We start from the raw sequence: 21535 nt of genomic DNA on the forward strand, positions 1-21535 counted from the left end.
GGCAACCGGACGACTTGGTGCACGACCTGCGGAACACAGAAGGAATCGCAATGGCACGTCTTGCCGGAGTCGACATCCCCAATGAGAAGCGCATTGAGATCGCCCTCACCTATATCTTTGGTGTGGGTCGCACCCGTGCGAAGGAAACGCTTGCCGCGACCGGTATCAACCCGGACACCCGCGTCAAGGATCTGACGGATGAGCAGCTGATCACGCTGCGTGACTATCTCGAAGGCAACTACAAGATCGAGGGCGATCTGCGTCGTGAAATCGACGCGGACATCCGTCGCAAGATCCAGATCAACTGCTATCAGGGCATTCGCCACCGCCGTGGTCTGCCCGTGCACGGTCAGCGCACGAAGACCAATGCCCGTACCCGCAAGGGCCCGAAGCGCACGGTCGCCGGAAAGAAGAAGGCCACCAAGTAATACGGTGGCGGGTCCGGGCCACGGGAAACCAATCCCATCGTCCGGGCGAATAACAACAATTCGTTATTAGGAAACGAGGATCAATGGCAGCTCAAAAGCAGGCCGCGCGCAAGCCTCGTCGTCGTGATCGCAAGTCGATCCCGGTTGGGCAGGCGCACATCAAGTCCACTTTCAACAACACGATCATTTCGATCACCGATCCGTCCGGCGCCGTGGTGTCCTGGGCGTCCGGTGGCGACGTCGGCTTCAAGGGCTCCCGCAAGTCCACGCCGTACGCTGCCGGCATGGCCGCCGAGTCGGCCGCCCGCAAGGCGATGGAGCACGGTCTGAAGAAGGTCGACGTGTTTGTCAAGGGCCCGGGTTCCGGTCGTGAAACCGCCATCCGCTCCCTGCAGTCCGCCGGACTCGAGGTCGGTTCGATCACCGACGTCACCCCGCAAGCGCACAACGGCGTTCGTCCGCCGAAGCGCCGTCGCGTCTGAGCACTAGACCAAACAAACCATCCAAAGCCGCTTGCCTGGCCGGCGAGTGCACCGCCGACCAGAAGCTGAAAGGATAACACAGTGCTTATCGCACAGCGTCCGACACTGACCGAGGAAGTCCTCAACCCTCAGCGCTCCCGTTTTACCATCGAGCCTCTTGAGCCCGGTTTCGGCTATACGCTTGGCAACTCGCTGCGCCGTACCCTGCTGAGCTCGATCCCGGGTGCCGCTGTGACTTCGGTGCGTATCTCCGGTGCCCTGCACGAGTTCACCACTCTGCCGGGCGTGGAGGAGGACGTTACCGAGATCCTGCTCAACATCAAAGGCATCGTGCTCACCAGCGAATACGATGAGCCGGTTGTCATGTATCTGCGCAAGAGCGGCGAAGGCGAAGCCACCGCGGGTGACATCACCCCTCCGGCCGGCGTGACCATCGCCAATCCTGAACTGCATATCGCAAGTCTGGCTGAGGATGGCGAGCTCGAGATCGAGTTCACCGTCGAGCGCGGCCGCGGCTACGTGCCTGCGCAGATGAACAAGCCGGAGACCGCCGAGATCGGCCGTATCCCGGTCGACTCGATCTACTCCCCGGTGCTCAAGGTGAGCTACAAGGTCGAGGCCACCCGTGTGGCGCAGCGCACCGATTTCGACAAGCTCATCCTGGATGTGGAGACCAAGGCCGCCATCTCGCCGCGCGACGCCGTCGCGTCCGCGGGATCCACGCTGGTGGAGCTCTTCGGCCTGTGCCACGAGCTCAACACCCAGGCGGAAGGCGTCGAGGTCGGCCCGGCCCCCGTGGCCGAGGAGACCAACCCTGAAATGGCCGTTCCGATCGAGGATCTCAACCTCACGCAGCGCAGCTACAACTGCCTGAAGCGCGAGGGTATCCACACGATCGGCGAGCTGGTCGCCCACACCGAGCAGGACCTGCTCGACATCCGCAATTTCGGTATGAAGTCGATCGACGAGGTCAAGGACAAGCTGCAGACCCTGGGTCTGTCGCTCAAGGCCTCCCCGCTGGGCTTCGACACCAACAACCTCGAAGGCGGCACCTTCTACTCGCCGGAAGACGAGTGATCTACCGTCGCTAACCAACCGCTCCGCCGTGATTCGGATGTTCGGGCACATGCCCACCTGCATCGCGGCGGGGCAATCAAGGAGTAACAATGCCTACACCAAAGAAGGGCCCGCGCCTGGCGTCCAGCCCGGCACACGAGCGCCTGATGCTCGCGAACATGGCCACCAGCCTGTTCCAGAACGGCCGCATCACCACCACGCTGCCGAAGGCCAAGCGCCTTCGCCCGCTGGCCGAGCGCCTGATCACCTTCGCCAAGCGCGGTGATCTGCACTCCCGCCGCCGCGTGATGCGCGTCATCCGCAACAAGTCCGTCGTGCACATCCTGTTCACTCAGATCGCCGAGCAGATGGAGCAGCGTGAAGGTGGCTACACCCGCATCGTCAAGATCGCCCCGCGCAAGGGCGATTCCGCTCCCGCCGCCATCATCGAGCTCGTCACCGAGCCGGTGAGCGCGAAGCAGGCCGCGGTCAAGGAAGCCGAAGCCGCGACCAAGGTCGCCGCCGAGGACGAGGCCGCCGAAGTGACCGCCGCCGCTGACGCCGCCGTTGCCGATGGTGCCGCAGCCGACGCCGTGAACGAGGCCGTTGCCGCCAACGAGACCGAGTCCGACGTCAAGGCCGCCGACGAGGCCGCCGTTGATCTCGAGAAGGACGCCAAGGCCGCTGATGAGGCCGAGGCCGCCGCCGAGGAGAACGCCGACGTCGCCGATGAGGCCGAGGCCGCCGCCGACAAGGCCGCGTGAGTCGATCCTCTACCGAAAGGGGCCGGAAACCGCCATGGTTTCCGGCCCCTTTTGTATTTGCGGCGGTGCGGCTCGGTCCGTAGAGGCGGCGCAGCCCGTAAGATAGGGGACCATGAGACTGCGGATTGATTTGGCGTATGACGGCGGCGGCTTCTACGGATGGGCCAAGCAGCCGACGCTGCGCAGCGTGCAGGGGGAGATCGAATCCGCGCTGCACCGCATCCTGCGCGTGCCGGACAACGACCCGGACGAACCGCTGCGGCTGACGGTGGCCGGGCGCACCGACACTGGCGTGCACGCCAGCCACCAGGTCTGCCATCTCGACGTGGGGGAGGAAACGCTCGCCCGATGCGTCGGGCACATGGATGTGCCGGCGGTCATCGCGCTCACCCGCCGCCTGCAGCGGCTGCTTCCCGCCGACATCGCGATCCGGGGCATCGCGCCGGCGCCGGACGGGTTCGACGCGCGCTTCTCCGCGCTGGAACGCACCTATGTGTACCGCATCGCGGACCGGGCCAGCGAGGTCGATCCGCGCACGCGCGGCTTCGTGCTGCATATCGATGACGATCTCGACCTCGCCGCGATGAACGAGGCCGCCGCGATGACGATCGGCCTGCACGACTTCGGATCGTTCGCCACGCCCAATCCGGGCGGCACCACGATCCGGGAGGTCAAAACCGCGTACTGGCGGCGGATACCAGCCAGTCCGCTCATCGGCGACGGGATGGCCATGGGGGAGCGCTACCGCACGCCGGCGGCCGAGTCCGGTCTGGCATGCTTCACGATCGTGGCGGACGCGTTCGCGCGCAATATGGTCCGGTCCCTGGTGAACGGCTGCGTGCAGGTCGGCGCCGGCAAGCGCCAGCTCGACTGGTTCGCCGGGAAGATGGCGGTGCCGCTGCGCGAGGGCTCCACCGGGCCGATCGCCCCGCAGGGGCTCACCCTCGAGCATGTGGCGTACCCGAGCGACGACCGGCTCGCGGCCCGGGCCAATGCCATCCGGGCCAAGCGCACGCTGTGAGCGCGCTACAGCCGTGCTGGATCCGGAGTTTCGCCGTTCCGGAACATGGTCGTAACACAATCGCGCCCCGGCGGTAACCGCGCGCGGTTACGGTAACGCTTATTCGGCGATCCGGAAGGCACGAACGCGCTTTCCGGGCCGCCACGCGCGCTGGCATGAAGGAGTGGTCACATGGTCGAGTCGGCATTCGAACTGGCGGGTGAGCTGGTCAACAGGCGAGAGGCGATCAACCGCGAGCTGAGCCGCAACGGCGTGCGGTTCGGCGTGTACAAGAACGGCGAATACCATGACCGGCTGTTCCCTTACGACCCGATCCCGCGCATCATCGAATCCGACGAGTTCGACCACCTGGAGGCCGGGCTCAAGCAGCGCGTCAACGCGCTCAACGCCTATCTCAAGGACGTGTACTCCGACAAGCGGATCATCCACGACGGCGTGGTGCCCGAGGAGTATGTGTACACCTCGGCCGGCTACTTCCCGCAGGTCAACGGCGTGACGCCTCCCGGCGGCATCTTCGCGCATATCGCCGGCGAGGACCTGGTGCAGGGCGAGGACGGGCGCTGGTGGGTGCTCGAGGACAACCTGCGCATCCCCTCGGGCGCGAGCTACCCGCTGTTCGCGCGCGACATCGAGCGGCGCACGAACCCGAAGCTGTTCCGCGAGGTGCATGTGCGCGACAACCGCGACTACCCGCGCCTGCTGCGCAAGGCCATGGATTTCGTCTCCACCGAGGGCATCGCCGTGGTGCTGACCCCGGGCCGGTACAATTCCGCCTTCTTCGAGCACGCGTATCTGGCGGAGAAGACCGGCGCGGCGCTGGCGTTTCCCGAGGACCTCGAGGTCGAGGAGAACAAGCTGTACTTCCTCGACTATGCGGGCCGGCGCCACCGCGTCGGCGCGGTGTACCGCCGCCTGTCCGACGAGTACCTGGATCCGTTCGCGTTCAACCCCGATTCGGTGATCGGCGTGCCCGGCCTGCTGTCCGCATACCGTTCGGGCAACGTCGCGATCATCAACGCGCCGGGCAACGGGGCGGCCGACGACAAGGCGATCTACTATTTCGTGCCGCAGATGATCAAGTACTATCTCGGCGAGGAGCCCATCCTCGACAACGCGCCGACGTACATGCCGATGTTCGAGTCCGACAGGCGCGAGGTGCTCGACCGGCTCGGCGAACTCGTGATCAAGGACGTGGCCGAGGCCGGCGGGTACGGCGTGGTGTTCGGCTCCAGCCTGGACCATGCGGCGCGCGAGGAGCTGGCCGACCGGATCAAGGCCGAGCCGCGGCGCTTCATCGCCCAGGAGGTCATCCAGTTCCGCGACATCGAGGTGGTCGACCCGGCCACCGGCGAGGCCAGCCCTCGCAAATGCGACCTGCGCGCGTTCGTGGTCACCGGGCAGAACACCCATGTGTGGTATTCGGGCCTGACCAGGTACTCGTCGGTGCCCGGGCAGATGATCGTCAACTCGTCGCAGGGCGGCGGGTTCAAGGACACCTGGGTGCTGGCCCCGAGCGACGGCGACCGTGACCGCGACCGGCACGACGGCGAGATCGCCTCGGTGAGCCTGATCCCGCATTCGCGCCATCACGCGCTGTCGCTGGTCACCGCCTCGAAGGCCGATAACCTGTACTGGCTGGGCCGCTACACCGAGCGCGCGTTCACCACGCTGCTGCAGTTCTTCCCGTTCTATGACCGGGTGATGGACACGGATGTGGACGCGTTCCGTCCTTTCGCCCGCGCGCTCGACCTGCCCGAGGACTTCGAGGATTTCGACGGGTTCATCCACGCGTTCCTGTACGACGGCACGAATCCGGATTCGGTGCGCAGCGCAATCGTCGCCGCGTTCAACAACGCGGTGGTGCTCAGGCCGGAGCTGAGCTCGCGCCTGCTGCAGTACATCGAGCTGGCGGTGACGAACATCACCGATGCGGACGAACGGTCCGCCAGCGCCGAGGACATCTACAAGCAGCGCGACATCGCCGACGACATGCTGGCGTTCTGGGGCGGCGTGGAGAACTCGACCGTCGACCCGACGCTCAAGGCGTTCATCTTCATCGGCAAGTACCTGGAACGCATCGACCTGTACACGCGCCTGCAGCTGCGGATGGACGACATGACCGCGCCGCTGCGCAAGCTGGAGACGTATTCGCACATGCTTGACGGGCTGCCGCTGCCGCAGTGCTTCGCCTCGGGGGTCGGCTGGTTGCTCGGCCAGCTGCCGGCGCGCGGGTACCCGGAGCTGACCGAGCGCCTGCAGGCGTTTCTCGACGATTTCGGCGGACGGGCCATCACCGGCGATGCCAAGGACGCCGGCATGCTCAACGCCATGAACATGGATGCCAAGCGCCCGTGATAGCCGGCCGGCCGGCACGGCGCCCGCAGCGTGAGCCGGCGGGCGCCGTGCCGCGCCGGCTTCGGCGGCATTGCCGCCGCGAAGGGACCGAAACCGTTCTGCTACACTGGAGTGGACTTTTTCGATGACGGTCCGCCAACTTGAGGAGTCGCGATCCATGAAGAAACTGGTGTTTGACTACGAGATGAAGCTGTCGTTCAGCTCGCCGGTCACCGACCACCGCTTTCAGCTGCGATGCGTGCCGGCGACGGGGCCCCGCCAGCAGGTCGTGGACGTCGAGGTCGCCATCGAGCCGGAGGTCGAGCTGGAAACCACCATCGACTCCTTCGATTCCGTGGTGATGACCGGGTTCATCCCCGAGCCGCACACCATGTTCAACTATGCGGTGACCGGCATCGCGTTCGTGGACAACGAGCACATCAAGCCGGAGATCTACAAGCCGCTCTACCGGTTCAATTCGGCGCTGACGATTCCCGGCCCGTGCGTCGAGGCCATGATCGACGTGTGCCGCGGCAGGCTGGCCGCGCTGCCGGCCGGGGCGACGCCGGTCGACCAGGCGCGCGAGGTGATGGACGAGGTGTATCGCGCGTTCACGTACACGCCGGCGTCCACCACGATCCGCACCACCGCCGAGGAGGCGCTCGCCCAGCGCAAGGGCGTGTGCCAGGATTACGCGCATGTGATGCTGTCCGTCTGCCGCCACGTCGGACTGACCGCGCGGTACATCGCCGGTCTGCTCGGCGGCGAGGGCGCCACGCACGCATGGGTCGAGGTGTACCACGACGGGCGGTGGATCGGTCTCGACCCGACGCACAACCGCATGGTCGACGACAACTACATCACGATCGCGCACGGACGCGACTACCGCGACTGCATGCTCGACATCGGCATCTTCTCGGGCTGCGACGTGACGCAGCACCAATGGGTCAACGCCTCGGTGCACGAGCAGCTGCTGTAGGCGTCGGGGCGGCTTCATCGATTCCTTCCCCCGTCCGTACCGCCGCCGTTTGGCGCCATTCATATTATGGACGCGAAATATGCCAGTCAACATTGCGGCGCTAGCATAAAGCCCCATTCGGGGGATATCTCATATGCCGAGCCTCCGGGCGCGGTATCTTGCTGCGGCGTTGACATGGCTCCGTACACGGCGTCTTCCCCGAATCCGTAAGGAAAGAGGGAAACATGAACATGTCTTGGAAGAAGGCCGCCGCCGGGCTCGCCGCGCTATGCGCTTCGGCGATGGCTTTGAGCGGATGCGGGTCCTCGACGTCCAATGAGGCCGCCGCCGAGAAGAACGTGATCTCGTACGCGACCATCGAACCGAAATCGAAACTGATCCCGGGCAACACCAACGAGACCCCGGCGTTCCTCGTGCTGCGCGAGCTGTTCTCCGGTCTGGTCACCTACAACTCGGACGGCACCACCACCAACGAGGTGGCGAAGGAAATCAAGTCCAACGACGATTCGTCGCAGTTCACGATCATGCTGAACGACGGCTGGAAGTTCACCAACGGCGAGCCGGTGACCGCCGAATCGTTCGCCAAGGCGTGGAGCTACACCGCGAACGCCACGAACGGGCAGATCGCCTCGTCGTTCTTCTCGTCGATCAAGGGCTATGACGATCTGCAGAAGAAGGGCGTTGACAAGAACGCGCAGCTGTCCGGCCTCGACGTCAAGGACGACCACACGCTGGTCGTGACGCTGAACGCGCCGAACTCGACCTTCCCGACCATGCTCGGATACACGGCGTACATGCCGCTGCCCGAGGCGTTCTACAAGGACCCGGAGGCGTTCGGCGAGAAGCCGATCGGCGACGGCCCGTACAAGCTTGACTCGTGGGAGCACGACAAGAGCATCACGATCTCGCGCAACGCCGACTACAAGGGCTCTCGCAAGGTGAAGAACGACGGCATCGAGTACCGCGTGTACACCGACACCAAGGCCGCCTACGCCGACGTGCAGGCCGGCAACCTCGACGTGATGTCGGGCGTGCCGTCGTCCGCCATGAAGACCTTCATGAGCGACACGAAGATCAAGGGCTACAGCCAGCCCGGCTCCAGCGTCATGTTCATTACGATCCCCGACCGTCTCGACCACTTCGGCATGAACGAGGAAGGCCGTCTGCGCCGCCGCGCGATCTCGCTGGCGATCGACCGCGAGTCGATCTGCAAGAAGATCTTCAACGACACGCGCACCCCGGCCGTCGACTTCATCGCCCCGTCCATCCCCGGTTACACCGACAAGCTCGAAGGCAAGGACGCGATGAAGTACGACCCGGCCGAGGCGAAGAAGCTGTGGAAGCAGGCCGACGCGATCTCCCCGTGGGAGGGCCCGCTGAGGCTGACGTACAGCGCCGACCTGGCCGGCTACAAGGAGGCCAGCGACGCCATCGTCAACACGCTGAACAACGATCTGGGCGTGAAGGCCGAGACGACGGTCATCCCGACCTTCAGCGAGCTCGCCGACATGATGGACAACCGCAAGACCGACACCCCGTACATGATGGGCTGGTCCGCCGATTACCCGGCTGCCGACGACTACCTAGTGCAGCTGTACGACTCGTCCACCGCCGACGGCAAGGGCGCGAACTACGGCGACTACAAGAACCCCGACTTCGACGCCCTGATGGACAAGGCGCTGGCGTCCCCGTCGTCCGAGGAGGCGAACAAGTACTACCAGCAGGGCGAGGAACTGCTGGCCAAGGACCTGCCGAACATCCCGCTGTGGTACATGAACGCCACCGCGGTCTCCGTGCCGACCCTGAAGAACGTGTCGTTCGGTTACGACAACGCGTTGCTGCTGGACCAGATCTCCAAGAAGTAGCCTCGGCTCTCTGACGCCGATTCCGTGATGGTGCCGGCTCCGTGATATGGGCGTGGCGAGGGATGCGCGATGCATTCCGTGCCACGCCCATATTGATGTCATTTGCATAATCCGAAATTCGTCTTATAATAGTCAAGTTGCGTTTTTCGCAGCACATGGATAGGTGTCCGAGCGGTCTAAGGAGCACGCCTCGAAAGCGTGTGAGGCTAACCCCTCCGCGAGTTCGAATCTCGCCCTATCCGCCACAGACCCGGAGCCGTTGCGGCTCCGGGTTTTTGTTTTTGTTTCCGCGGTTGTCGTTGTGATGAGCCGGCATGCTTCCGTTGCCGGGAGCTGGATCGCGAAGCAGGCTGAGATGGTTGGCGTGGTATCGACGGTGGCGCTCTATGGAGGGCCCATGGCCTATAGGGGGTCTATAGGAAGGAACCGTGCAACTTCTCCGAGCGCCGGATGCGCCGCCTTGTGGCAGGAACCTCTTGCTGGTGCGGTGTCCAGCGAGCCGGATCCACCATCTTATGGCGGGCGGCTTTCGTCGGTATTCCTCGCCAAGCTTTTTGTGCCGCCCGGTGGCAAGCACCTCTCGCTGGGGTGATGCCAAGCGAGCCGAATCTGCCGTTTTGCGGTAGAAGGTTCTCGTCAGGACTTTTTCTGGCGCTGTTCCTGCCTCTTGGTGGCGGAAATCTCTTGTTGAGATAGCGCTGGGCGAGTCGAATTCTCCTCTTTGCGGCGAGAAGTTCTCATTGGCGTTCCTCGCCAAGCTTTTTACGCCTCTCGGTGGCAAGCATCTCTCGCTAAGGTAGTGCCGAGCGGTCCAAACCAGCCATCATATGGCGGCAAGCTCCTGTTGAGACCGCTTGCGGCATTGTCTGTGCCACCTTGTGGCGGGAACCTCTCTCTGGAGCCGTGCCAAGTGAGTCTGACCCGCCATCTTGTGGCGGAAAGCTCTTGGCCAAGGGGGCGGTCCACGCCGGTCCGCCGACGGGCGCATTCCTTCGGCGTGTCGGTTGGAAACAAGCCATTAGTACAAGGTTGTACTAATGGGGTTTGCGGGCGCCGCCCGGCGGTCGTATGATTGGTGTCGTAGAAAGTACAAGGTTGTACTAAACGGATTCCGGGCGGTCTTGGACGCTGGTCCGGCGGGGAGGCATAGGACTCGGTTGCTTCGCCGTCATAAGTACAACGTTGTCTTATCGGTGATGGCGCATGCCGCTGACGGCTGAGGAGGCAGACATGACATGATGACTGGATTCGACCGGGCGCGCGGAAGGTTCGAATGCGACGCATTCCGGTTGTCTCTGATGGCTCGCCTCGTGCAAGTGCTGCGGGAATGACGTTTCGCTGAAACGATGATGGGCTGATCGGCGGCGTGGCGGGCGTGTGCCTCGGCCATGCATGGGCTGGTCAATCGCCCCATATACCGAATAGCACTCTTGTGCTCGGCGTCGATGATGACGCCGGCATTCACTGCCGTGAACCGCATGGCGGTTCCGGCCATGTCGTTGGTCGCCGATTGATCGGATCGGCGGGTTTCACAGGAAGATACGAAGGAGTATTGATGAGCAAGGCAAGAAGGATCATGGCGCTGGTGACCGCGGGGGCTGCGGTGCTGTCGATGGCGGCATGCGGCGCCGGCGGCGGCGCCAACGGGGCGGCGTCCGGCGCGAACAACGATCCCAAGGCGAACGACAATGCGCAGTGCCAGAACACGGTCAAGAAGAAGGGCGTCGAAAAGGTGACGCTGTGGGCGTGGTATCCGGCGGTCGAAAAGGTCGTCGACAATTTCAACGAGGCGCATGACGACGTACAGGTCTGCTGGACGAACGTCGGCAACGGCAGCGAGGCCTACAAGAAGTTCAACACGGCGCTCAAGGCCAAGAGCGGCGCCCCGGACGTGATGCAGGTCGAGGCCGAGATCCTGCCGTCGTACGTGTCCGGCGCGGAGAAGCATCTTGTCGACATCTCGCAGTTCGGCGCCGACAAGGAGAAGAGCAAGTACACGGCGGGCAGCTGGAACGACGTCACGCTCGGCGGCGGCAAGGCCGTGTACGCCATCCCCAGCGACGCCGGCCCGTTCGCCATGATGTACCGCAAGGACATCTTCGACAAGTACGGGGTCAAGGTGCCCACGACCTGGGACGAGTACGCCAAGGCCGGCAAGGAGCTGAAGGAGAAGGGCTTCCCGGGGCACATCGGCAACTATGCGCCCAACGGCACCGCGATGAACGTCGCCCTGTTCGCGCAGAAGAACGCGAAGGTGTACGACTACGACGTCAGCAATCCCGAGGACGTCGGCATCGACCTGACGTCCACCGAGGTGAAGGACGTCATGTCGTACTGGCAGAACCTCGTCAAGGAGGGCATCGTCTCCACCGACGACTGCTACAGCAACGACTGGTACACCAAGATCGTCGACGGATCGTATGCGACCGTGGTGAACGCCTCGTGGCTCATCGGCTACGTCAAGGGCGTCAGCGGCGCGCAGGAGGGGGCGGTCTGGCAGGTGACCGACGCGCCGAAGTGGGATGATTCGACGCCGATGGTCAACCAGGGCGGCTCCACGCTCGCCGTGACCGACCAGGCCAAGCACACGGAGGCCGCGGCCAAGGTGGCGATCGGCCTGTGGGACTCCGACAAGAACCAGGAAGTCGCCGTCAAGGATTCCGGCAACTTCCCGGTGATGAACTCGAAGCTGGAGTCGGACGACTTCATCAACTACGAGGAGCCGTTCCTGAACAACCAGAAGGTCAACGACGTCCTCGCGCCGATCGCCCAAGGGTACAAGGGCTACAGCTTCCTGCCCTTCCAGACCTACGCGTACGACGAGCAGACCAAGGCCTTCACCAAGATCGTCCGTGACGGCGCCGACGTCTCGTCCACGATGACCGACCTGCAGAAGACGCTGGAGGACTATGCCGGCCAGCAGGGCTTCACGGTGAAGAAGTAGCCACCAACATCGCCGATGGCGGGGAAAGGGGCCTGCTGCAGGCCCCGCCCTCCCCACCGTCACGCGGGAAAGCGAAATCCGATATGTCGCAAAGCAAAGCTGTACGGGCTCCGCGCCGGAGCGGCCAGGCGGCGCAGCGGGCCAACCGGTGGGGGTGGTTCTTCACCGCTCCCTTCGCGGTGGTGTTCGTGGTGTTCCTCATCGTGCCCATGGTCTACGCGTTCTATGTCTCGCTGTATTCATACACGCAGGTTCGCGGGACGGTGTTCACCGGTCTGAAGAACTATGCGCGGGCCTTCAGGGATCCCATTTTTCTGCAGGGCATGGGGCGCGTGCTGGTCTACACCGCGGTCATGGTTCCCATCCAGATCGCGCTTGCCCTGATCTTCGCGCTGATCATCGATTCACTGCGCACGCGGTTCGCCGCCGGGTCGCGCCTGGCGATATTCCTTCCCTACGCGGTTCCCGGGGTCATCGGCGCGCTGATGTGGGGATTCCTGTACTCGAAGGATATGGGACCGTTCGCCTCCATATTCGATCTGCTGGGGCTGCAGGCCCCGGCGTTCCTGTCGCCGAGAGGGCTGTTCGGCAGTCTGGTCAACGTGGTGACATGGCAGTGGACCGGCTATTACATGGTGATCATCTATTCCGCGCTGCAGTCGATTCCCCATGAGCTGTACGAATCGGCGAGGATCGACGGCGCCACCGAGGTGCAGATCGCGACGAGGATCAAAACGCCCATGGTCTCCAGCTCGCTGGTCATGGCGACGATCTTCTCGCTGATCGGCACGCTGCAGTTCTACACGGAGCCGATGGTGCTGCGCAACAACGCGCAGTCGGTGATACCGCCCGAATACACGCCGAATATGTACGCCTACACGCTGGCGTTCAACTACAACCAGGTGAACTACTCCGCGACGGTGTCGTTCGCGCTGGGCCTCATCGTGGTGGTCATCAGCATCATTTTCATGCGGCTTACCCGCAAGCAGTCCGGATTGGGGGAGTGAATCATGGGTGCGCGCAATCGGAGTCGGAATGCGGCCGCCGGCCAGATCAGGACCGGGTCCCACGTCATCCCGTATCTTGTTCTGGCCATTGCGGTGGTGTACTTCCTGATGCCGGTCTGGTGGCTGGTGGTGGCCTCCACCAAATCCAATTCGGGCCTGTTCCTCGGCAGCGCCGGGCCGATGTGGTTCGACCGCAAATTCGCGCTGTGGAACAACCTCAAGCAGCTTTCCACCTACCAGAACGGCATTTACTGGCGCTGGATATTCAACTCCTTCTTCTACGCCCTGGTCGGAGGCGTCGGCGCGACGATCATCTCGGTGATGGCCGGCTATGGGTTCGCCAAATACAAGTTCAAGGGACGGGACGTCTATTTCAACATCGTGCTCGGCGCGCTGATGATCCCGGCGACGGCATTGGTCATCCCCACGTTCATCCTGATGTCGAACGTCGGCATGACGAACACGGTGTGGGCGGTGCTGCTCCCGTCGCTGCTCTCCCCGTTCGGCACGTATCTGATGCGCATCTACTGCATGAGCTCCCTGCCTGATGAGATGATGGAGGCGGCCCGCGTGGACGGAGCCGGCGAGCTGCGCACGTTCCTGCAGATATCGCTGCCGATCATGACGCCGGCGATCACCACGGTGTTCCTGCTGTCCGTGGTCGGCTGCTGGAACAACTTCTTTCTGCCGCAGGTCGTGCTGTCCGACCCGAAGCTGTTCCCGATCACCGTCGGACTCACCCAGTGGCAGGCGCGTTCCAGCGCCGGCTCGGGCGCCGAGCAGATATGGAATCTGGTGACATGCGGGGCGTTCGTCTCCATCGTCCCGTTGGTCATCTCGTTCCTGCTGCTGCAGCGGTACTGGGTTGGCGGTCTGGCGGCCGGGTCGGTCAAGGCCTGAGCGGAAGCTCGAACAGAAGAAAGGAATGCCAATGAAGGTGACAATCGACGCCGAACGGCGTATCGGCGTGCGCGACCGCATGCTGTACGGCCAGTTCCTGGAGCATTTCCACCGCCAGGTCTATGGCGGGGTCTTCGATCCCGGATCGCCGCTGTCGAACGGCGACGGGCTGCGCGAAGACGTGATCGAGGCGGTGCGCCGGCTCGACGTGCCCATCCTGCGCTGGCCGGGAGGCTGCTTCGTCTCGTCGTACCACTGGCTCGACGGCGTCGGCGCCGAGCGCGAGCCGGTGTTCGACAAGATGTGGCGCGTCGAGGATCCCAATACCTTCGGCACGGACGAGTACGTGAAGTTCTGCCGCGCCATCGGCTGCGAGCCCTACATCTGCACCAATGCCGGCACCGGCACGCAGGAGGAGATGAGCGATTGGGTCGAGTACTGCAACCTTGACCACGAAGGCCGCTATGCCAGGATGAGGATCGCCAACGGCAGCAGGGAACCGTTCGCCGTGAAGTACTGGAGCGTCGGCAACGAGAACTGGGGTGCATGGGAGATCGGGGCGAAGACCCGCGACGAGTGGGGGCACTTCGTGCGCGAGGCGGCCAAGATGATCAAGCATGTGGACCCGACGGTCGAGCTCAGCGCGGCGGCCCTGCCGGACGTCGACTGGAACCTAGGATTGCTGCGGCAGTGCAGCGACTATCTGGATTGGATTTCGATCCACCAGTATTGGGATGCGATCCACGAGACCAACAACGCGTCGAAATTCGACCAGGTGGTGGGCATGATGACGGATCTGGACGGGAACATCGTCAAGGTCCGCGGTCTGCTGGACGCGCTGGGGCTGAGCGACCGCATCCGCATCGCCTTCGACGAATGGAACCTGCGCGAATGGTACCATCCGAAGGCCGTGACCATCGAGCAGGGCGTGACGAAGGACGAGTACCTTACGCCCCGCGACGGCAACGACGACAACAGTCTGTACACCATGGCCGACGCCGTGTTCTCCGCGGGGTTCCTGAACGTGCTGAACCGCAACTGCCGCTCCGTCGGCATGGCGTGCTTCTCGCCGCTGGTCAATACGCGGGGGTGCATCTTCGTCCACCCGAAGGGCATCGTGCTGCGGCCGACCTACTTCGTCTTCGACCTGTACGCGAACCATCTCGGCGACGTGGTGCTGGACGACTGGTGCGCGGGCGGCGACACGGTGACGGTCGCCGATCCCTCGGGCGCCGACGTGACGGTGCCGGCGCTGGACGTGCTGTCCACGACCTGGGAGGACGGGCATGCCGTCGCGCTGGCCGTATCGTCCCGCGACCGTGCCCGTGCGCATGGTCTGGAGATCTCGCTGGACGAGCTCGCGCCGCACGGCAAGGTGACGATGCTGACGCTGAACGGCCCGTCGGAGGAATCCTACAACGACATCGGCCATACCGATGTCTCCATCGCGACGCGCGATCTGGGGGCGTACCATCCGGGCATGCGTGTCGATGTCGATCCCCACTCGGTTAATATCATTGAGATACAACGGTAGCGGCGGGCGGCGGCCGGTGCGCTGCCGCCCATCCGTCCTGAAACGCCCTGAGGGAAGGCGGCGCAATGAAGAAGGTGACGATCGCCGATGTCGCCAAAGAGGCGCGTGTCTCGATAAAAACCGTATCGAACGTCATCAACGACGCCGGCAGCATGCGCCCGGAGACCCGCCAGCGGGTGAAGGACACGATCGCGAGGCTGGGGTACACCGTGAACTACTCGGCGCGCTCGCTCAAAACCGGCATGACGAAGCTCATCGGCCTGGCCGTGATGGATTTCGACCAGCCTTGGGCCTCCATGTATGCCGGCGAGATCATCAAAGCGGCGCGGAAACGCGGCTACGGCGTCGTGATCGACACCTATGGCGGCGGGGGATTGGACAGCATCATCGCGGAGACGTACCGGGTCAACGCCGACGGCTGGATCTACTATCCTGACCGGCCCCTTGCGGATGGCGGCCGTGTGCTGAAGCAGCGGTACCCCATCGTGCTCACCGGCGAATCGTTGTCCCATGGGCTGGTCGACAGCGTCACCATGCCCAATTTCCAGCCCATCCGCGAGATAACGGCGATGCTGATCGGCCAGGGGGTCGAGTGCGTCGGCCTGATCGGCGCCCCGGACGATCTGGTGCGGGAGGGGCGGCTGGGGGATGTGCTCGCGCTGCGGGAGGGCACCCGCCAGCTGCGCACCCAAGGGTATTACCGGGCGTTCGCCGATGCCGGAGCCGTGGTGGACACGGACGTGATCGTCGGCGGCGAGCGGTGGGACGTCAACGGCGGCATCCGGGGCGCGGTTCACCTGCTGTCGGTTCCGGCGTTCCGCGACGCCCGCTCCCGCGCGGTGGTCTGCCTGAACGACGCGCTGGCCTTGGGGGCGCTGCACGCGTTCAAGGAGCACGGCTGGCGGATCCCCGACGACGTGCAGATCAGCGGATTCGACGACATCGAGGAGTCCCGGCACTGCGATCCGGCGCTGACGACGGTGAACTCCCACCTCGACCGGTACGCCGAGTATGCGGTCGACATGCTCATCGAGCGCATCATGGGCGACACGCGGGCCGTGCGCGCGGTATCGACGGATTATGTGATCGAGCGTCGCGGCACGACGACCTTCGGCGCGGTGCGATCCGGCGCGGCGGGCGGGCTGTCCTGACGCGGCGATCGCGCTCGGGCTGGCGACGCGGCGCGACCCGCGGCGTCGGGACGATCGCGTGTCGAGTGCGATCCAACTATCATTAATATCGTTGAATACAAAGTTGTACTGAAATATGTCGGGCGCTGCCGGCCCGTTGTGCGGCAACGATGATGTTCCAACCCGCATTCGGTCCATTCACCGCTCCAAGGAGGGCAGCACCAATGAATGACAGCAAACCCGCATCCGCATCCCTGGTCGTAGACGACGCGTTCACCGTGGCGCCGGTCAACGACCGCCTGTTCGGCTCGTTCGTGGAGCATCTGGGCCGTTGCGTGTACACCGGCCTGTACGAGCCGGGGCACCCGAGCGCGGACGCGGACGGCTTCCGCCAGGACGTCATCGATCTGGTCAAGGAGCTCGGCGCCACGACGATCCGCTACCCGGGCGGCAATTTCGTGTCCGGCTACCGCTGGGAGGACGGCGTCGGCCCCAAGGAGAGCCGCCCGCGCCGGCTCGACCTGGCGTGGCACTCCACCGAGACGAACGAGTTCGGCCTGCACGAGATGGCCAAATGGCTGGACAAGGCGGGCGGCAACGAGCTCATGGAGGCCGTGAACCTCGGCACCCGCGGCCTTGAGGAGGCCCTCGACCTGCTCGAATACGCCAACATCCCCGGCGGTACCAAGCTGTCGGACGAACGCCGCGCCAACGGCGCCGACAAGCCGTTCGGCATCCGCATGTGGTGCCTCGGCAACGAGATGGACGGGCCGTGGCAGCTCGGGCACAAGAACGCCGAGGACTACGGTACGCTCGCCGCATCGGTCGCGGCCGGCATGCGGCAGATCGACCCGGATGCGGAACTGGTGGTCTGCGGGTCGTCGAGCCATGTGATGGGCACCTTCGGCGCATGGGAGGAGACCGTGCTCGAAAAGACCTACGAGAACGTCAACTTCGTGTCCTGCCACGCCTACTACCACCCCGAACTGCAGCCTGACGGCACCCGCGACATGAAGAGCTTCCTCGCCGCCGGCGTCGACATGGACAACTTCATCCGCGACGTGGCCTCGGCCATCGACGCGACCAAGGCGCGCCTCAAGAGCAAGCATGACGTGTTCATCTCCTTCGACGAGTGGAACGTCTGGTACCTCAACGAGGAGCCCAGCCGCAACCCGGAGGGCATCGGCAACTGGCCGGTCGCCCCGCGCCTGCTGGAGGACGTCTACAGCGCCGTGGACGCCGTGGTGTTCGGCGACCTGATGATCACGCTGCTCAAGAACGCGAACCGCGTGCACGCGGCGAGCTTGGCGCAGCTGGTCAACGTGATCGCGCCGATCATGACCGAGCCGGGCGGCCCGGCGTGGCGCCAGACCACCTTCTACCCGTTCTCCCTGACCGCGAAGTACGCCAAGGGCGGCACCGTGCTCGAGCCGAAGCTCACGTCCGGCACCTTCGACACGCCCGCGTACGGCGAGGTTCCCTCGCTCAACGCCGTGGCGGTGCGCGGGGCGGACGGCACGGTCACCGTGTTCGCGGTCAACCGGTCGATGGACGACGCCGCCGAGTTCGAGATCAGCCTGCCGGAAGGCGGCGAATTCTCCGCCGTCGAGGCGCAGACCCTGCACGACGACGATTTGTGGGCGCGCAACACGCTGGCGGAACAGACCCGCGTGACCCCGCGCCCCAACGACACGGCCACACTCGACGCCGCATCCGGCACCGTGCGCGTGACCCTGCCGCCGGTCTCCTGGACCGCGATCCACGTGAAGTGACGGCCGCTCCCCGGCGGCACGGGCATTACGGCACAGACACTACGGAAAGGAACATCATATGAAACGACAGCGGATCGGCACCAGCGGCATGACGGCCTCGCGCGTGGCGCTCGGCGTGATGCGCATGGACGCGCTCGACGCCGAGCAGTCCAAGGCCGTGGTGAGCCAGGCGCTGGAGTCCGGCGTCGACTTCTTCGACACGGCCGACATCTACGGGTTCTCCGCCCACCGGGTGCACGCCAGCTCCGAGGCGTTCGGCGCGGCGTGGACGTCGGTCGGCGTGGCGCGCAGGGACATCTTCATCCAGACCAAATTCGGCATCGTGCGCAGCGACGACAACCGCGACGGGCTGCGCTACGACTACTCCGCCGAGCATCTGCTCGCCTCGCTGGACCGCGAGCTGGAGGCCCTGCGCACCGACTACGTCGATTCGGTGCTGCTGCATCGCATCGACACGCTGGTCGACCCGGACGAGGTCGGCGAGGTGTTCGGCGAGCTGCTCGCCAGCGGCAAGGTGCGCCACTTCGGCGTGAGCAACATGGGGCCGTGGCAGATCGAGATGCTCCAGCAGGCGCTCGGCGTCACGCTCGAGGTCAACCAGCTGCAGTTCGGCCTCATGCACACGCAGATGCTGGACGCCGAGATCCATTTCAACAGGGCAGGCGGCGGGGCCGCCGACATCACGGGCGGCATCCTGCCGTACTCGCGCCTGAAGCGGATGACGATCCAGGCGTGGAGCCCGTTCCAGTCCGGCACGGAATACGGCCCGTTCGTGGACAATCCGCATTTCCCGGAGCTCAACGCGGCGCTCGCCGACAAGGCGTCCAAATACGGTGTCAGCAAGGACGCGATCGCGTCCGCGTGGATACTGCGCCACCCGGCCAACATCCAGGTGGTCGCCGGCACGATGAACCCCGAGCGGCTCGCGCGCATCGCGGCCGGCGCGGACATCGATCTCGACCGCCAGGATTGGTGGGATCTGTACTGCGCGGCGGGTCATCAGCTGGTCTGATCGGCGCGTTCGACGACCGGATGCCGGGGTTTGCCCCGGCATCCGGTTTTTTTATGCGGCAGAGCCGTTGCCGATGCGTTTGCCGGGGCGCCATTCCGATCCCGCGGGATCGTGTTCCATGCAAAGACGCAGTATCTCCATCGATTCTCGATCTGAGGGGCAGAATAGCCTCTCCGTCGTCTTCGTTCTTTGATCTGAGGGGCATGTTATAACTCCCATTGCGCCATTTGCGGTGTGGATCCTTTGGAATTGGGATGCGGGGCCGCGTCCGGATGCCCCTCAGATCGCGGAATGAAGGCGACGGAGGGGCTATTCTGCCCCTCGGATCGGGAAACGGGTGTGATTCGGGAGCGTTCGCCGGTCGGCTGCGAGCGATGGGCGCCATGTGAATGCCAAAAAGAGGGGAGTCCGACTTGACAGCAAAAGAAATAACGTTAAACTAGTCACTAGTTTATCGTTAAGCGTCCGAGGTTGAGCGCCGAATCGATGGACCTGGTTCGCGGTTGAACTACGGGCTAAGGAGAGAACGTCTTGAGCAAGACGAGACATATCGAAGTCGATGCCGGCACCGTTGTCGGCGCGATGGATCATGCGTGGCGATTCATCGGATACGACGAATGCAACTACACCTATATGCCGGAGGGCAAGGAACTGCTCGGAAAATTCGGCGCCCTCGGGGATGCCCCGTACTATGTGCGCACGCATTTCACCTTCTGCAACGGCAGTTGCGTCGGCTCGCCGAAATTCGGCTCGACCAACGTGTACCACGAGGACGCGCAAGGCAATGCGGTCTACGGCTTCACCTACTACGACCTGATCCTCGACGCGATCCTGGAATCGGGCAACCTGCCGTTCGTGGAGCTGGGGTTCATGCCGGAGGACCTGGCCGACCCCGGTACAAGGACTTTCCCTCCGGGGCCGGCATGGGCTCCTACCGCGAGATCGGCTGGAGCTACCCGCCCAAGGACTATGGCCGCTGGGCCGATCTGATCCGCGCGACCGCCGCCCACCTCGCCGAGCGCTACGGGGCGCATGCCGTCGCCTCATGGTATTTCGAGCTGTGGAACGAGCCGGACATCTTCTACTGGTCCGGAACGATCGAGGACTACTGCAGGCTGTTCGACGTGACCGAACAGGCGCTCCACGGGGTCCTGCCGCAGGCCAGGCTGGGCGGGCCGACCGTGGCCGGCGTGTTCGACCAGGGCGCCGGGCGCGAGGCCATGCAGGCGTTCCTGCGCCACTGCAAGACGGGAACCAACGCGTGCGGCGGCGAGACCGGCACCCGTCTGGATTTCGTCACCTTCCACGTCAAGGGCGCGGAGTTCTTCGCCGACCCCAACGTCGCCAAGGCGGTGCCCAGCGTTGGCAACCTCGTCAACCAGGTGCGCACCGGGCTGCAGCTCATGGCGGAGGCCGGATACGCCGGCCTCGACGTGGCGCTCTCCGAGGCCGACCCCGACACCTGGGCGGCCGGCGGCCTCAACGACAACGCCAACATGCGGTTCCGCAACACGGAGTACTACGCGTCGTACGTCGCCGCCGCATACGGTCAGATCCTCGAACTGGGGCGCCGGTACGGATCCTGCGTATGCCCGCTGGCATGGGCGTTCATGTTCCCGCAGGAGGAGTGCTTCACCGGCACACGCACCTTCTCCACGCAGGGCATCAACAAGGCGGTGTTCAATGCGTTCGAGCTGCTGAGCCGCATGGGCGATGACGCGATCGGGCTATGCAGCGACGCCGTCGCGGACATCGTGGTCGACCGGGCCGTGGACGCCGATTTCGGACTGGCCGCTCCGCGCAAGTACACCGGCGAAGGCTCGCAGACCGTGGTCTCCGGCTTGGTGTCGCGCTCGGACGGCGCCGTGCAGATCCTGGTGTATGCGCACTGCGACGACATCGACCGCAACGACGAGAGCGAGGTCGAACTGCGGGTGACCGGTCTGGCGCCCGGCTCGTACCGGTGCACCCATTACCGCATCGACGCGGACCACTCGAACGCCTACGCGCAGTGGGTGGCCGAGGGGGGTCCGCGTTACCCGCGAGGGGAGCGGTACGAGCGGATCAAGCGGGCAGACGCCCTCGAACGGTACGAGCCGGACCGGGTGGTATCCGCCGAGAAGGGCGAGACGATGGTGACGTGGCGCATGCCTGCGCACGCGGTCTCCATGATCATTTTGGAACGGCAGGCGTAAGGAGGCGGCTATGCGCCGGCCCCGGACATGACGGTGGGGAATCGCGGCGGTGGATCATCGTCATGAGGACAAGCAGAAAGAACGAGTCGGCCGCCGGAGGGATTCGCCGTTG

General features: G+C 64.6%; 16 protein-coding genes, 1 tRNA gene and 1 pseudogene. All 18 read left to right on the forward strand.

Annotated elements, in window-relative coordinates; translation table 11 throughout:
- Positions 1 to 50: 50 nt before the first annotated feature.
- The 18 genes and pseudogenes from rpsM (at position 51) to BBSC_RS02660 (ending at position 21423) form a co-directional block, all read left to right on the forward strand.
- Complete coding sequence (gene rpsM / locus BBSC_RS02575) at positions 51 to 428, forward strand: 30S ribosomal protein S13 (protein ID WP_033516518.1); 378 nt, start codon at positions 51 to 53, stop codon at positions 426 to 428.
- 83 nt (positions 429 to 511) lie between these two features.
- Positions 512 to 910 (forward strand): 30S ribosomal protein S11, encoded by a 399-nt coding sequence (rpsK, locus tag BBSC_RS02580; protein WP_033516516.1) that lies wholly within the window; start codon positions 512 to 514, stop codon positions 908 to 910.
- Between the two features lie 81 nt (positions 911 to 991).
- Entirely contained in the window at positions 992 to 1987 is a 996-nt protein-coding gene (locus BBSC_RS02585) for a DNA-directed RNA polymerase subunit alpha (protein ID WP_033516514.1), read from the forward strand.
- An 89-nt stretch (positions 1988 to 2076) separates the two neighbouring features.
- Positions 2077 to 2592 (forward strand): annotated as a pseudogene (rplQ, locus tag BBSC_RS02590) (50S ribosomal protein L17); the annotation flags it as partial.
- 250 nt (positions 2593 to 2842) lie between these two features.
- Complete coding sequence (truA, locus tag BBSC_RS02595; RefSeq protein ID WP_033516510.1) at positions 2843 to 3751, forward strand: tRNA pseudouridine(38-40) synthase TruA; 909 nt, start codon at positions 2843 to 2845, stop codon at positions 3749 to 3751.
- A 171-nt stretch (positions 3752 to 3922) separates the two neighbouring features.
- The gene (locus tag BBSC_RS02600; RefSeq protein WP_033516508.1) at positions 3923 to 6106 is read left to right on the forward strand and encodes a circularly permuted type 2 ATP-grasp protein; all 2184 of its coding nucleotides are present in this window, start codon (positions 3923 to 3925) and stop codon (positions 6104 to 6106) included.
- Between the two features lie 157 nt (positions 6107 to 6263).
- Positions 6264 to 7064, forward strand: a complete 801-nt coding sequence (locus tag BBSC_RS02605) for a transglutaminase family protein (RefSeq protein WP_033516506.1) — start codon at positions 6264 to 6266, stop codon at positions 7062 to 7064.
- Positions 7065 to 7294: 230 nt separating this feature from the next.
- Positions 7295 to 8929, forward strand: coding sequence for a peptide ABC transporter substrate-binding protein (locus BBSC_RS02610; protein WP_051923111.1), 1635 nt, complete (start codon positions 7295 to 7297; stop codon positions 8927 to 8929).
- Positions 8930 to 9086: 157 nt separating this feature from the next.
- Positions 9087 to 9174: transfer RNA gene (locus BBSC_RS02615), tRNA-Ser, on the forward strand.
- Positions 9175 to 10484: 1310 nt separating this feature from the next.
- Positions 10485 to 11873: an ABC transporter substrate-binding protein gene (locus BBSC_RS02620; protein WP_033516502.1), complete on the forward strand. Its 1389-nt coding sequence runs from the start codon at positions 10485 to 10487 to the stop codon at positions 11871 to 11873.
- 83 nt (positions 11874 to 11956) lie between these two features.
- The gene (locus tag BBSC_RS02625) at positions 11957 to 12880 is read left to right on the forward strand and encodes a carbohydrate ABC transporter permease (protein ID WP_033516501.1); all 924 of its coding nucleotides are present in this window, start codon (positions 11957 to 11959) and stop codon (positions 12878 to 12880) included.
- 3 nt (positions 12881 to 12883) lie between these two features.
- On the forward strand, positions 12884 to 13780 hold the full coding sequence (locus BBSC_RS02630; RefSeq protein WP_033516499.1) for a carbohydrate ABC transporter permease: 897 nt from the start codon (positions 12884 to 12886) through the stop codon (positions 13778 to 13780).
- 31 nt (positions 13781 to 13811) lie between these two features.
- Positions 13812 to 15314 carry an alpha-L-arabinofuranosidase C-terminal domain-containing protein gene (locus tag BBSC_RS02635; RefSeq protein WP_033516497.1) on the forward strand — a complete coding sequence of 501 codons (1503 nt, stop codon included), beginning with the start codon at positions 13812 to 13814 and terminating at the stop codon, positions 15312 to 15314.
- Positions 15315 to 15379: 65 nt separating this feature from the next.
- Positions 15380 to 16465 (forward strand): LacI family DNA-binding transcriptional regulator, encoded by a 1086-nt coding sequence (locus BBSC_RS02640; protein ID WP_046725968.1) that lies wholly within the window; start codon positions 15380 to 15382, stop codon positions 16463 to 16465.
- 203 nt (positions 16466 to 16668) lie between these two features.
- On the forward strand, positions 16669 to 18216 hold the full coding sequence (arfA, locus tag BBSC_RS02645) for an arabinosylfuranosidase ArfA (RefSeq protein ID WP_033516495.1): 1548 nt from the start codon (positions 16669 to 16671) through the stop codon (positions 18214 to 18216).
- A 58-nt stretch (positions 18217 to 18274) separates the two neighbouring features.
- Positions 18275 to 19228 carry an aldo/keto reductase gene (locus BBSC_RS02650; protein WP_033516493.1) on the forward strand — a complete coding sequence of 318 codons (954 nt, stop codon included), beginning with the start codon at positions 18275 to 18277 and terminating at the stop codon, positions 19226 to 19228.
- Between the two features lie 531 nt (positions 19229 to 19759).
- Positions 19760 to 20218 (forward strand): GH39 family glycosyl hydrolase, encoded by a 459-nt coding sequence (locus BBSC_RS14340; RefSeq protein WP_033516491.1) that lies wholly within the window; start codon positions 19760 to 19762, stop codon positions 20216 to 20218.
- Positions 20152 to 21423, forward strand: coding sequence for a GH39 family glycosyl hydrolase (locus BBSC_RS02660; RefSeq protein ID WP_033516489.1), 1272 nt, complete (start codon positions 20152 to 20154; stop codon positions 21421 to 21423). The genes BBSC_RS14340 and BBSC_RS02660 overlap by 67 nt, the downstream gene beginning before the upstream one ends.
- Positions 21424 to 21535: the final 112 nt, after the last annotated feature.

This window comes from Bifidobacterium scardovii JCM 12489 = DSM 13734, from assembly GCF_001042635.1.
Taxonomy (GTDB): Bacteria; Actinomycetota; Actinomycetes; order Actinomycetales; family Bifidobacteriaceae; genus Bifidobacterium; species Bifidobacterium scardovii.

What these genes read in the sequence shown, in the direction of transcription:
- rpsM (WP_033516518.1), top strand. Translation starts at nt 51, where the DNA reads ATGGCACGTCTTGCCGGAGTCGACATCCCCAATGAGAAGCGCATTGAG.
- rpsK (WP_033516516.1), top strand. Translation starts at nt 512, where the DNA reads ATGGCAGCTCAAAAGCAGGCCGCGCGCAAGCCTCGTCGTCGTGATCGC.
- truA (WP_033516510.1), top strand. Translation starts at nt 2,843, where the DNA reads ATGAGACTGCGGATTGATTTGGCGTATGACGGCGGCGGCTTCTACGGA.
- BBSC_RS02600 (WP_033516508.1), top strand. Translation starts at nt 3,923, where the DNA reads ATGGTCGAGTCGGCATTCGAACTGGCGGGTGAGCTGGTCAACAGGCGA.
- BBSC_RS02605 (WP_033516506.1), top strand. Translation starts at nt 6,264, where the DNA reads ATGAAGAAACTGGTGTTTGACTACGAGATGAAGCTGTCGTTCAGCTCG.
- BBSC_RS02610 (WP_051923111.1), top strand. Translation starts at nt 7,295, where the DNA reads ATGTCTTGGAAGAAGGCCGCCGCCGGGCTCGCCGCGCTATGCGCTTCG.
- BBSC_RS02620 (WP_033516502.1), top strand. Translation starts at nt 10,485, where the DNA reads ATGAGCAAGGCAAGAAGGATCATGGCGCTGGTGACCGCGGGGGCTGCG.
- BBSC_RS02625 (WP_033516501.1), top strand. Translation starts at nt 11,957, where the DNA reads ATGTCGCAAAGCAAAGCTGTACGGGCTCCGCGCCGGAGCGGCCAGGCG.
- BBSC_RS02630 (WP_033516499.1), top strand. Translation starts at nt 12,884, where the DNA reads ATGGGTGCGCGCAATCGGAGTCGGAATGCGGCCGCCGGCCAGATCAGG.
- BBSC_RS02635 (WP_033516497.1), top strand. Translation starts at nt 13,812, where the DNA reads ATGAAGGTGACAATCGACGCCGAACGGCGTATCGGCGTGCGCGACCGC.
- BBSC_RS02640 (WP_046725968.1), top strand. Translation starts at nt 15,380, where the DNA reads ATGAAGAAGGTGACGATCGCCGATGTCGCCAAAGAGGCGCGTGTCTCG.
- arfA (WP_033516495.1), top strand. Translation starts at nt 16,669, where the DNA reads ATGAATGACAGCAAACCCGCATCCGCATCCCTGGTCGTAGACGACGCG.
- BBSC_RS02650 (WP_033516493.1), top strand. Translation starts at nt 18,275, where the DNA reads ATGAAACGACAGCGGATCGGCACCAGCGGCATGACGGCCTCGCGCGTG.
- BBSC_RS02660 (WP_033516489.1), top strand. Translation starts at nt 20,152, where the DNA reads ATGGGCTCCTACCGCGAGATCGGCTGGAGCTACCCGCCCAAGGACTAT.